Origin of the sequence: Lysinibacillus sp. NPDC056220 (assembly GCF_049315265.1) — a bacterium.
Taxonomy (GTDB): Bacteria; Bacillota; Bacilli; order Bacillales_A; family Planococcaceae; genus Lysinibacillus; species Lysinibacillus pinottii.
Window position 1 is genome coordinate 883,025 of the sequence record NZ_JBMOXD010000001.1, and the last position, 13,258, is coordinate 896,282.

7 protein-coding genes are annotated in these 13,258 nt (G+C 36.0%); 3 read left to right on the plus strand and 4 right to left on the minus strand.

Features of this window, described 5'->3' with window-relative positions:
* Positions 1-6 precede the first annotated feature (6 nt).
* Positions 7-1,986 (plus strand): S-layer homology domain-containing protein, encoded by a 1,980-nt coding sequence (locus ACOZBY_RS04220; RefSeq protein ID WP_422761560.1) that lies wholly within the window; start codon positions 7-9, stop codon positions 1,984-1,986.
* A 132-nt stretch (positions 1,987-2,118) separates the two neighbouring features.
* Here the strand turns inward: ACOZBY_RS04220 and ACOZBY_RS04225 are convergent, their stop codons facing one another.
* The 4 genes from ACOZBY_RS04225 to ACOZBY_RS04240 form a co-directional block, all read right to left on the minus strand.
* The gene (locus ACOZBY_RS04225) at positions 2,119-4,035 is read right to left on the minus strand and encodes an N-acetylmuramoyl-L-alanine amidase (RefSeq protein ID WP_031417531.1); all 1,917 of its coding nucleotides are present in this window, start codon (positions 4,033-4,035) and stop codon (positions 2,119-2,121) included.
* Positions 4,036-4,271: 236 nt separating this feature from the next.
* A complete protein-coding gene (locus ACOZBY_RS04230) occupies positions 4,272-5,183 on the minus strand; it encodes a C40 family peptidase (protein WP_012292871.1) in 912 nt (303 codons plus the stop codon).
* A gap of 221 nt (positions 5,184-5,404) precedes the next feature.
* Positions 5,405-6,463, minus strand: a complete 1,059-nt coding sequence (locus ACOZBY_RS04235; RefSeq protein ID WP_230584337.1) for an S-layer homology domain-containing protein — start codon at positions 6,461-6,463, stop codon at positions 5,405-5,407.
* 222 nt (positions 6,464-6,685) lie between these two features.
* Entirely contained in the window at positions 6,686-10,687 is a 4,002-nt protein-coding gene (locus tag ACOZBY_RS04240) for a cell wall-binding protein (protein WP_422761657.1), read from the minus strand.
* A 569-nt stretch (positions 10,688-11,256) separates the two neighbouring features.
* Here ACOZBY_RS04240 and ACOZBY_RS04245 point away from each other — a divergent pair.
* Together ACOZBY_RS04245 and ACOZBY_RS04250 are read left to right on the plus strand one after the other, a co-directional pair.
* Positions 11,257-11,934, plus strand: coding sequence for a hypothetical protein (locus tag ACOZBY_RS04245; protein WP_012292868.1), 678 nt, complete (start codon positions 11,257-11,259; stop codon positions 11,932-11,934).
* Positions 11,931-13,187 carry an HlyD family secretion protein gene (locus ACOZBY_RS04250; protein WP_422761563.1) on the plus strand — a complete coding sequence of 419 codons (1,257 nt, stop codon included), beginning with the start codon at positions 11,931-11,933 and terminating at the stop codon, positions 13,185-13,187. The genes ACOZBY_RS04245 and ACOZBY_RS04250 overlap by 4 nt, the downstream gene beginning before the upstream one ends.
* Positions 13,188-13,258 lie beyond the last annotated feature (71 nt).

Consider the following 13,258-nt stretch of genomic DNA (forward strand, 5'->3'; position numbering starts at 1 on the left):
AAAACTATGAAAAAACTATCAATTTTAATGTTACTCATGATGCTTGTTAGCGTACTCATTTCGCAACCCCAAAAGGCCTATGCTGATGAGCTATCAGGACATATGCATGAAAGTGGTCTGCGTTATTTGATTTCCAAAGGAGCCTTGCTGAAAGATGCAAATGGCAGCTATCGTCCGAATGATACTGTTACACGCGGTGAATTCGCCACATACATAGCAAAAGCTTTAAACTTAAAGACAAAAGATACTATAACGTTTACAGATGTCTCTGACACATATTTATTGGCCAATGAAATCAAGCTTGCTGCTACTGCTGGAATAATTACCGGCTACACAGACGGCACATTTAAGCCTGAAGAACGTATCTCAAGAGAGCATATGGCCGTTATGTTAATTAGAGCGGTTGATTATTTAAAAATCCCAAAAGGGACTTCCTCTATTACATTTAAAGACAATGCTACTATTTTCAAAGATTTCCGTCAGGACATTGCCATAGGAGCTCAATTGGGACTTATTAAAGGAAGCTCTAACGGCATGTTCTTACCTAGAGACAATGCTACCATTGCTGAAGCTTCAACTTTTATACTTCGCTTAATTCTCCTTGCTGATACTGTTGAAAATAATGATGGGAATACTGATAGCAACGGTAATACTGGTAATTCTAATAATAACGGCAACTCTGGTAACGACAATAATTCAGGTAACAATAATAATGAGAATGCTGCATTTATTGTCAAAGAAATCACAAATGGTAATTTAGTAGACAAGCAATCCTATACTAGCTTTGAAGCTGCTGAAAAAGCAGTGACAAACGGTTCTTTAGTGGTTACTCAAAATAATAAGATTATAAAAATGTCTTCGGGTATGATTGTCACAAATAATTATGTCGCATTAAATTCCGAGACGATTAAGGATCAAATTGCAATTGCTGCTAATACAGAAATGGAGTATCTAGGTAGTGATGCGACTCACGTTAGAGTACGTCTAGCTGGACATGTTGGCTCTTTAAAACAAGCAGACGTTACCTTAATCCCTTCTGCTTTAGTAAAGGGACGCGCTTATTATACAAATGAAAATGGTGAAATTAAACATACCTTATACGATTATAAATCCAATAAGTACTCATCTAGTTACGTCTACGGCAAGGCCCCTAGCTTTATGAAGCAAGGTGAGAAATACTTTAGCTGGGATGGTATTAATTTTACGAATGTGAACGGCTCTTCAAAAGGTGAAGGCTATAATTACTATCAATTCTTACCTGCTCGAGCTACGACACAATATACAGCTGAAGAAATTGATCAATATATTATGCAAAAGCTAGCTGAGGTTGAAAGCTCAGGTGCTTCTATTTATAAAAATGCTACAACGAAAAGTAAACTGATTGGTTTAGGTTCCGTGTTAAAAGATATAGAAGCGAATGCTCATATTAACGCCATGCTTATTTTAGCACTTGCACAGCATGAGAGTGCCTACGGAATGAGCGATCATGCTCAAAATTTTAATAACCTATTTGGTTTATATGTATATGATACAAATCCTCTAAACAAAAAATTTGATAGTGTTGGCGCAAACATTAATGAGCTTGTCGAAAAGTTTCTACAGCCCAATTACATTACGCCTGGCGGACGTTATACAAATGGTTCAGTCGTTGGCTCTAAAGCGATTGGATTTAACGTCAAATACGCCTCTGACCCTTTCTGGGGAGCCAAAATTGCTGGACACTATTATCGTGCAGAAAAAGTATTGGGCTATAAAGATGCTAATAGCCCGTATAAAATTGCACTAACAACAACCGCTGGTCTAAATGTTCGTGCTGATGCATCAACACAGCAAAGTCCACTATTCACCTTTAATAAAAGTAATATGCCTGTCATTGTCACAGATACTGGAACAAATGGTTGGTATCAAGTGATTTCAGATAAATTACACTCAGAACCAGCTTATATTAGTAAGGATTATATTCAATTCATTAATACAGTAAAATAAAACCCAAAAAGCTACCTCTCCAACAATGGAAGGTAGCTTTAATTGTTTATTGTTTGGGAAACTGGGTAGTTATTAGTAAAGAGAAAAAACGATCCCAAAGCTCGTAAAACTTTGGAATCGTATCTTCAACTCTTATTGTTTTTTATAGTATTGCAAAATACCATTATAAATAGATTCTGCAAATAGATTCACGTATTGATCATTGGTCATTTTATTATGGTCCTCAGTGTTTGTTAAGAAACCAAGCTCCACTAGAATAGACGGAATGACCATATTACGAATTACGTAGTACTGTTCTTGTTTAACACCACGGTTTTTCATATTTAAATTGTTAACAATTTGGTTATTTACAAATGTAGCTAAATCTATGTCTTCCTGATACATATCTCCTGTAGATATAGCATAATATGTTTCAGTACCTTGTGCTGACGAATTGGCAGCAGAATTGACATGGACACTAACAAAAATCTCACCATAGTTTGCTTGCGTGAAATCTACTCGATCTTGTAATGATGGATACGTATCACCAGTACGTGTCATATACACTTTGGCACCAGCACTCTCTAGTAATTGCTTTACTTGCGTGCTGACCTTTAATGTAATGCTCTTTTCAGAAACAGAGCCTTTTACTGTCCCTGGATCTTTACCACCGTGACCTGGGTCTAGGATGATAACGCGATTTTGTAGAGGTTTAGCTGACTGATTTAATAGCTTTAAGTAAGATTTATGAACATAACCTGTTTGTCCATTGTAAGTAATTTCTGCCCAGTAACCACTAATGCTATTAACTTGGACATACTCTCCTTTATTCAGCTTGAAAAGTACTGCTGACGTTGAATTACTTTGACTACGTACATTTAGGTTAGCAACCGTTACTCTTCCCAGTACATCTCCAGAAATAACTGGTGGTGTACCTGGATCTGGATTAGGTTTTTCTTCTTCAACCGCATCTGTTGTACTATTGGCTACAACATAACCAGGTAAACCATCCACTTGTGTTAAATAGTAGCCACCTACTGTTTTATACACTGGTAATTTTACATTTGTTTTAATCGTTGAAATTACTTTTGCAGAAGAAGTTGGCTTCACATATAAGTTAACCGCATTTTTTGTCGTTACTTCTTTTTCGACTGCTCCTAGCACATTACCATCTGCATCTAAAAACTCAGCGTACTGTTTGAAAATATAAGCATAAGCACCTTTATAAGATACTTTTAACCAATTGCCTTCAACTGCATATACTGATAATTTACCACCTGTATTGACTTTACCTACAATGTTCGTAGTTGAACTACTATCCGTTGATTTACGAATGTTTAAACCATCTGTAGTAACCTTTACTAAGCCAATAACTTGAGATGTATCTGGTACAGTTACACCTTTTACAGGCAATTCTAAACGATATTTCTCACTTTTTGCACGTGCCACAAATAATGAAAATTGAGAACGTGTCACCGTGCTGTTTGGTAAATATGTTTTACCTGTTCCGTTTGTAATCCCATTATAATAGATCGTATTGATGTACTTTACATATTCGTGTGTAATCCCTACATCCGTAAATGGAGAGTCAATTCCCTCATACTCACTTGTATCTAAATTAAATGCTTTTGTTAAGACATAGCTCATTTCTCCACGAGTTAGGGCTTTGTTTGGTAGAAATTCACCTTTTATATTTTTGTCGAAGAAACCTAATTGTACAGCACGTTCTATATAACCTGACATTTCAGTGCCTACTGTAACATCTGAAAAGCTTGATTTATTTACGATTAATGGTTTGTTTCCAGAGGCAACGACAACCATTTTGGCTGCTTGTCCTCTTGTTACATTGTTATTTGGGCCAAAAACTCTTTTACCATTCACAAAATAGCCTTGGATTACACCCAAACTTACTAAATAATTAATTTCTTCATAGGCTGGGTGATTTTTAGTGACATCTTCAAATGTTATATTTGAGTTGGTAGCTGCACTGACACTTGCACTATGTATCGTAAACATAGAAGCCGAAATGAATAAGACGCACAAGATAAGACTAATTTTTTTGATGTTCAATGTCTTATTTCCTCCCTTCTTGTTCTCTTAACGTGTCCATTTTAACAAAATTAGCTAAATAATGCATCATACAATAGAACTGTTAAAATATATTTTCCATATCACTTCCTCTCCTACGTAGTTATCATAAAAATAGAAGAGTCTGCAAATGCAAACCCTTCTTCCATTATAAGCTATTCAAAAGATCAATTCTTGCAATCTATGACAAAATTAACATGTAAAATTCATGAATTTATTTATTGTTGAATTCTTTCAATAAAAACTTTAAGTTGATTGATTTTTAGTAAATCATCAGAGCCGAAGCTTCCATCTCCATCGCCATTTGTAACACCATTAGACGCCAGGATAGAAACATAATCACTAGCCCAGCTATTTTGTGAGACATCACTAAATGCTACTGTTTCCCCTTGGTTTTCAAGACCGAAAGCTAGTACTAAAACTTTTGCGATTTGTGCACGTGTAATTGGTGAAGATGGGTTGAACTTACCATTTTCATCCCCTTCAAAGATACCTAATCTTTCAACAGCCGCAATAGCACCTGCATTTGCATTTGTTGGTTTTACATCTACGAAATTAGTAGTTGTATTAGAAGTATCTAAGTTTAAAGCTTTTGCAATTTGTACAGCAACTTCTCCACGAGAAGCATATACTGAAAAGTCAATTGCAGCTTTTTTTACTTCAGCTTGCTGTTGCGAATCAAATGTTGCCACACGTTTAGCCCCTACATAACGAGAACCCCAATAATATGGGTCGTTAACACTTGAGTAGCTAACACCTTGACCAGTTTGAGAGTGGATCATTTTTCCATCACCTATGTATATACCCACATGTGAAATACCACTACCACTTGTATTGAAAAATACTAAGTCACCAACTTGTAAATCGCTCTTTGCTACTGCATCACCTTGTTGGTATTGAGAGCCCGATGTACGGTTTAATTGAATACCTAAGTCTGAAAATACTTTAGATGTAAAGCCCGAGCAATCAAAACCACTTGTTGTTGTACCGCCGTATTTATATGGAGTACCTAAATATTTAGAAGCTGTTTCAGTGACATTTTCTTTTGTCGCTGCTTCAGCAGTATTTATATGAGTTGTTGAAAATAACATGAAAGATGCAAAAATCGGTAATAACCATTTCTTATTCATACTTTTGTTATACCCCTCTCAATACTTTTTTGCCTATAAATAGACTATCACAAAAGAAGGTCTTGTTATTTTTCATTTGTGTAACGGTTTTAGACAGCAAAAAAACGCTGTAATACCAACGTTTGGTCGTATTTCCAGCGTTAAAAGAGGGATTTTTTTATTAAATTTCGAAGCCTTCGTAACATTACTGTAACATTAGTGCTCCTTTGTTACATAACAACTTATTGACTAGAAAACAATTGGACCCAATAGTAATTTTCTTTGCTATCCTGCGCTATTGCAACACCTGTATTCGTATAATTTTCTTTCAAAATGTTATCACGATGACTCGGTGAAGCCATCCATGCCTTTACCGCAACCTCTGGCGTTTGGATATTTCTCGCGATATTTTCTCCAAAGCTCGTGTAATCATAATCAAATAAAGTCGCTAAATCCCATGGGGCACCATAATATGGAGAAACGTGTTCAAAATAATGGCGGTTCACCATATCCTGCGCTTTAATAATTGCGATTTGTGTCAATTTTGGATCATACACAACAGGTTCTAGTTTTTTCTTTTGTCTTTCAACATTAATTAATTCAATCACCTTTTTAGACCACTCTGTAGAAAGGTTGACAGTTGGGATATAATCCTTTGCCAAATAATCATAGGCCACTTCCAATTTGTTTATTTTTTGCTGAAAATAAATACTTCGTTCAACGAACACAGCAAATTGGGCGCGTGTCACTAATTGATCAGGTGCAAAACGTTTAGCTTCAACCCCACTGATAATGCCTATATCAGCAAGCGACTCAATATAATTTTTTGCCCAATGAGAGCCAGGAATATCCGCAAATTGGGTACTATTTTTGTTATCAACCTTAAACTGATATGCTAATGCTAGCATTTTTGCCACTTGCATTCGCTTTAAAGGCTCCTCAGGATAAAAGGCTTCTCCTTTTTGGATAATCCCCAATTTAACAAGCTGGCAAATTTCTTTGTAATAGGGATGACTAGCAGGGACATCCTTAAAATTTGTCATATTCGCTATGTCTACATTGGTCTGAATAGAACGAGCAATGGCTGCAGCCGCCTCCGCTCTTGTAATAGCCTGCTCTGGCTTAAATGTATAATCGCTATATGTAGTCATATATTTTTTTGAAAGCATATGTTGTATCGAAGCATTTGCCCAATATGAATTTGAAACATCTACAACTTTGGCAGATGCCGCTTCTACCTGATTTAAACTAGTTAAACTTCCTACGGTTGCAGCTATTGAAAGTACAACAATACTCAGCATTTTCTTCAACAGGGCTACCTCCTCCACATGTCAAATATGTAGCAAACGGCGCTTTTTCATCACTGAGGTCAGGAAACGAAAATTCACCATACCTACTATATGATACGAAATTCAAATAAGATAGTTTCACTTTTTTTGGAAAATCATCAATAGATTCATCATTGATCATTATAAAAGGAGTTTTCCCTTAATATTCATTGGGAAAACTCCTTTTTTCTCATACTATTGAATCATTTTAAGATATTCTTCTAAAATACGATAATTATATACTAATCCCTGTTGCTCTATCGACAATGAGCTGTAGTCTTTTTGAGCTGATAGCACTTTTTTCTCAAAGGATGAGCTATCTGGATCGATATTTCCAATCGCTTGAACAACCTTAAGAACTGCAGCCACATCTTTTTCAGCCTGTTTAAGTAAGTCTTCATTGATGACTTGTCCGCGTACTTTAGAATCCAATGCCTGATAAGCAGCCACGGCATTAGCCACATCTTCAATATACGTTGGTGAGCTTGGAGAAAGTCCCGCAATTATTTCAACGACCTTCTTGACATCGGCCATACTTTTCTCCGCCTCTAAGAGAATCGAATAATTGGAGATACGCTGTTTATCTGTCGTATTCAAACTATCGTATTCTTTTCGTACGGCTTCAACCATACCAAAGTAGAACTTATCCTTAGGATTTAATTTTGCAATGTTATTATAGACTTTTATAACGTTGTCTAAGGATAGTAATAATTGGTCGTTATACACATATCGTCTTTGGTCAGCATTCAGCTTATCATAAGCTTTTAAAATCTTTTGATATTGACTATTCATATCTTTTGCTGTTAAAAGTCGATCAATATCCTCCACAATACTCATAACGGGCTTAATCAGCTTTTCTTGGTCTTGTAATACTCTGTAGTTTTGCACAGCTCGTTGCTGATCCTTTGGTAAAGCATTATAAGCAGCACGTATTTCTTGAATACGTTTGACATACTGCTTTGGATCAATAGATGGTAAAGCATCAATCATCTGCATTACATTGCCAGCCCCAAGGATACTTGATTCAGCCGCTTGCAATAAGTAGTAATTTGTCACATATTGCTGCAAATCGGCAGGAAGTGCATCATAAAGTGAACGGGCTCTTGCTGTATCTTGAAGGAATGTATTGCTTGAAGATTTTAGTTTACTAATCAATTCCACTACATCGGATACAGGCTCATATTTTAATAGTACATCAATATTGTTGATGTATTTTTTTTGATCTTTTGTTAGTTTGTCATATGCCTTACGTATAGAGTTGACATTACTAACAAAGCTTTTCGATTGTGGATCTAGTTCATTAATTTGTACCATCACACTTAAAATAGGTTTAACCTCTTTTTCACGTGTTGTTAAATCTTTAATATTCGACACTAATTTCTTTTGATTAGATGACAGCTTATCATAGGCTACACGTGCATTCATCAGCTTTGTTAAATAGTCTGCATCTTGCACTTCTGTTAATTTAATTAGCTCAATTACACCCTCAGCTAGCCCCTGTTCATTTTCAGCGGCTACCAGTGCATCATAGTTGATAATGGCTTGCTTCTTCTCCTCAGATAGCGCATCGTAAAGCTCACGTGCCGTTTTCATATCTTGGTAGAATGTTTTACTTGTTGGCTTTAACGTAGCGATTAGGCCAATTAATGAAGCCACATCTTCGACAGACGTGAGGTTCGCATAGTTCGTCACATGTTTTTTTGAAACTTCATCAAGTGCATTATAAGCCTTCCGAGCGCCAAGTACCTTTTTCGTATAATCCTTACTCGATGGGTCCAACGCATTGATTAGTTGAATAACCTTGATAACAGCTTTATTGCTCTTTTCATAATTACTTAAAGTTTTTGCCTGCTCCACAAGCTTCTGCGCATTTTTATCTAATGCTTTATAGGCTGTCGTTAGCTCTGCTACCTTTTGGACAAATGTATCTGGATTCTCATTGGCTAATGCAAGAACACGTTCATCAAATGCCTTTGCCATATTGATATAGTTCTGTGCTTTTGTAAGGTCCGGATAATTAATAACTTGGTCTTTATCTGCTAATGCTGTGTAAGCATCTGTTGCTGCCTTCACATCATCTTTATACGTTTTTCTGGAAGGATTTAATGCATTAATTTGCACAATAACCTCTATTACAGGTACAAGCTCTTTTAAATTCTTATAATTTTTGACATAGGTTTTATTCTTGTCATCTAGCTTAGCATATGCTGTATAAGCTGATTTAGCTTTTGAGATATAGCTCTTAGAGGATGGATCAAGTTTTTCAAATTGTGAAATGACATTCACAACCGTTTTATAGGATTTCTCTAAATCAGTTAATACCTTAATATTTGTTACACGGCTTTTTGCTGAAGATGGGAGACCATCATAGGCAGCTCGGGCTGCTAAAATATCTGTAATCATATCATTTGATTGACTTAGTTTTGATATTTGCTCAATCACACCTGCTATTACTAAATCTTCATTTAATAGATTGGATAGTTTTTCTTCAAGTTTACTTTTCATTTCTGCCAATGGAGCCGCATCATCACCATTACCAGCATTTAAAGACGTCACTTTAGATTGCAGTTCCGTAATTTGGTTCTTGTAATCTTGCATGGTCGGTTTAAGCGCATTCACTTGTTTCGATAAAGTCGCATATTGGATTAAAAGCTTTAAGCGATCACTCTTTTGCACAAATGCCTGTTCTTCCACAGCTAATTTATCAAAAGCCGATTGAGCAGCAAATGTTTTACTCTCGAATGTAGAAGCTTTAGGATCAATAGCATCAATTAATTTGTCCACACTTAAAGACGCATTATAAACCTTCTCCCACTTTGTCAGCTCTGCAAGGTTATTGACAATTTTTTTGACATTCGCCGCGTTAATAGCTGTGCCATTTGTTGCTTGCGGCACATCATAGGCAGTACGAGCATCTTTGATAGCTTCCACTTTATTTGAGGCATTTGCAATTGCCACAATAAGTCCTTCGATTTTTTCAGCAGAAGCAATATTTGCTATTGCTACCTGTAGATCAGCTGTATTTTTTACAAGTTCTTTATCGATTGTTAATTGATCATAACTACCTTTAATCGAATCTACTTCTGTGCGATAAGCAGGATCATTTGATACACGCAGTGCTGAAATTCGTTTGGAAATATCAGCAGCCTTTTTATATTGTTCAAATGTAGAATAGTTTGCCACTAACTTTTGTGATGCTTCATCTAAGGCATTGTAGGATTTTTCAATAGCAGTTACTGCACTAATAAAGCTTGTCGCTGAAGTAAATTCTGTTGGTTTTTTAGCCATTAATTGCGTAATACTTAATGAAACTTTATCTATGGCTGATAGACCAGTTAAAGCATCCTTATATTTTTTAAAGGGTGTTACCACATCATTATTTGGATTATAAGCTTCAGCCACTTTCTTTTGATCGGCCGTTAGTAAGTTATAAGCTGCTGTAACTTTATCTAATGCTGACGAAATAGCTGGATAATCTGTTGGATTTTGCTTTAATACAACTACTAAAGCATCTAGTTCTGTAGCAGTAGTTTTTACTGCTGCTGCATCATAAACCAATTTTCCTAATTTCGCAATATCTACTCCTTTGCCCTTAAAATAGTTATTGCGATCAGCCTCTTTATAACCATATTGTAAGACTGTTCCTCGAATGGTATTAGTAATACTGCTAGCGCTATTAGCAAATGCTGCATCGACAGCTTCCTCAAATTGTTTTTGTACGAATAAATATGAATGGTCTGTCGTTTCATTCCCTAAAAAATTGTCATATTCTGTTTCTACAGCTTTCACATCATCTATAAATGTCTTACTAGTATAAGAGATAGTACTAATTTTCTTCCAAATTGCTTGTAGCTCATTTAATAGACGACGTTGCTCTACTACATAATCGTATTTTGCTTGAATAAGCGCCTTTTCATTGTTGTCAAATCCAAGATCATTTGAATTTTGTACAACTTTGATATCACCATCTGCTATAACCATCTCATTGGCAGTCGAATTCTCTGATAATTTACCGAATTGGGCAATGAGCTGTTCCTTTGTTGTAGCAGCTGCTACAGCATTGACATAGGAAACTTGCTCCGTTTGAACTGTAGCACGAGATTGTGCATCATTTTCCTGTGCATTTGCGATAGCTGTAGGTGCTAATAATAGACTTGTTATAACACCTGCTGTCAATTTTCGATTCAATCGAACCACCCTTTCATTTTTTATGTATAAGAAAATGATTCTGTTCATTTTCATTTATCCAAAATCTTCATGTGATTAAAAAGCCTCCGAGGTTTTTCGAGCAAAATCGAAAAAATCTGGACATAATTACGCAAAGACATAATTAATGAATCATTACTTTAGTATCGGTGTAAATTACATGTTTTCAAGCCATTCTATTATATTTACAAAATAACGAGCGTCAAAAGTAGTTTTTCAAAATTACTAGCTAGAAAAACAGGAAGTTATTTCAATTATACTATACAATAGATTTATATGGATTCTTCGGATTTCAAACGCCTACCGAATCATATTAAATCCTTTGGCAGAAATCACAGATTTTTGAAAATGTGCTTTCGAGTAAGTCCGAAATAATGTGACACGAATCTGCCCAGATTTAATTGATAGTAGGATGTTTTTCATCCATCGACATGTAATGACGAAATACGTTTTTTCAACGAAATTATTGGAAAAAAACAGCTATTTTCATATGTCATAATGTCTTTGCAAGGTGTATACTACATCTTTGATATCCTATTTTGGAAGAAAGGACGCTGTTTATGTTTTACCATTATAAGTTCTGGCATAGCTTAAAAAATCCTACCTACTTTACAAACATCGTAGAAAAGGGCGAGATCATCGGATATAAAAAACGTGCATTAACGGTGTTCATTCTTTTCATCCTATTATTTGCTGCTCGCGAATATTGGGGAATGGGGACAGAGAATTTAACGTCCTTATTTGCAATGGATTTACAAAATGAATACTATGTAGCACGCGTACTTTCCATGCTCGGTGCCATTTTATGGGCAATCATTTATTTTTGCTTCCATTATTACGGTGTTACCTACTTATTACATCTATTAACGGACATTCCTTATACTTGGATAAAAAGAGTCCAGCTTTATGTTGTTGCCTTTCTACTCATTGAAAAAGCAATCCTCTTTGCTGTTTTTTATGGAGTTGGCTATACAACGATGTTTTCATTCTTTTCTTTGGCACCCGCTGCCTTACAGGTCATTAAAACTGACTTCGTGTTATTTACAATCAATCAGCTGACAGTAACGTCCGTTTTAATCATTATTGTGCAGTATTTATTCCTGTCGAAATGGGAGGAAGAAGCTAGTAGAAAAATGTTAGTAGTCAAATTGATTGGCTTACAACTATTTATGGCCTTATTTGTGGGCATGATTAGTGTGCTACCCATTAAAGAATGGATTGCTAGGGGGTTAGGATGATGGCATTTATCAAGACAAGACCATGGACAAGTATAGGTATTGTGTTGGCGATGCTCATAATCGGTATAAATGCTTATTTTGTTTTCAAAGAAGATAGCACCGTGACACGATCCTACTTTATTGACGAATTTCAGAAAGCATATATCGGTACGAATACAGAGCGTGTCAATAAGGAAACCATTGTGGCACCCGCTGAGACGTATACCATTACAGCTGATGCAACAAAGTTATCCGCTGTCAATGTAAAGCGCGGTCAGGAAGTGATGATGAATGATTTACTCGCTACCTTTAAAACAGATGAAGTAGACGAGGAGCTTACAAAGCTTGAATCGGAACGTACTGCCTATGAAACAGAATTAAATGATTTACAAGATGCACTTGATCAAATTGAAGATGAATACGACGATTCGAATCCAAAAAGCTCTATTAATACCGATCAAATCAATGATAAATTGTCTGTGACATTAAAATTAGAGCTTGCTCAACAAAATTCGCTATCGACAGCAGTTGCCCTGTTAAATCGACATATCGCTGAAACGAATCGTCAAATTGCGCTCATTGACGCACAGATCACACAAATAGAATCACGTCAAGGCATCATCAGTCCTATCGACGGTGTAGTAGCAGCGGTGAAAGAAGAAGCTGGTGCTTTAACCTTCGAAATCTATTCTAATGAAAAAGCCATGTATGCTTATTTATCTGAAAAAGAATGGCAACAAGTACAGGAAGGCCAAACGGTTGATTTTAAAGTGAAACATGTCAAAGACCCATTATCTGGCATCGTATTAGATAAGCAAATGATTGCTACAGATGATGAAACCTTTTGGGCAAGTGAATTAGCCAAAACAACAGACCTACCGCAGCCAACAAATTATGAAGTAGTACTGCAACAAGATGCGCCAATAGAGGATGTACCGTTTTCATCAACTGGCAAAGCCTCCATTATTGTCAATGAAGCGTTTGATTCTTATAAGGTCGATAAATCGTGGTTAGCGACAACAAAAAAAGGAAATAAAAAGCTTCATATTATTAATCAGGATGGGAAAATCCAACTGATAGATATTAATGTCCAATTTAATACGGCTCAATCTGCTATTTTCTCGGACTATCTCGATGAGGGAACACCAATGCTCTCTAATGAGAAGCGCAATATGGAAGCCTATACCTTCCGTACTTTACCTATTGAGAAGTTACACTGGAAGCAGTTTAAAGAGTTAACTTGGAAGCAATATGTGAAATACATTGTTTTCTAAATGAAAAATCCGCTTCATTCTCTTCAGAGAGTGGCGGATTTTTTCTGTAAAAATACCCCCTGTAGCTATTA

Excerpts from the sequence above, each read along its gene's own strand:
- ACOZBY_RS04220 (WP_422761560.1), top strand. The coding sequence starts at position 7 with ATGAAAAAACTATCAATTTTAATGTTACTCATGATGCTTGTTAGCGTA.
- ACOZBY_RS04230 (WP_012292871.1), bottom strand. The coding sequence starts at position 5,183 with ATGAATAAGAAATGGTTATTACCGATTTTTGCATCTTTCATGTTATTT.
- ACOZBY_RS04235 (WP_230584337.1), bottom strand. The coding sequence starts at position 6,463 with ATGCTGAGTATTGTTGTACTTTCAATAGCTGCAACCGTAGGAAGTTTA.
- ACOZBY_RS04250 (WP_422761563.1), top strand. The coding sequence starts at position 11,931 with ATGATGGCATTTATCAAGACAAGACCATGGACAAGTATAGGTATTGTG.
- ACOZBY_RS04245 (WP_012292868.1), top strand. The coding sequence starts at position 11,257 with ATGTTTTACCATTATAAGTTCTGGCATAGCTTAAAAAATCCTACCTAC.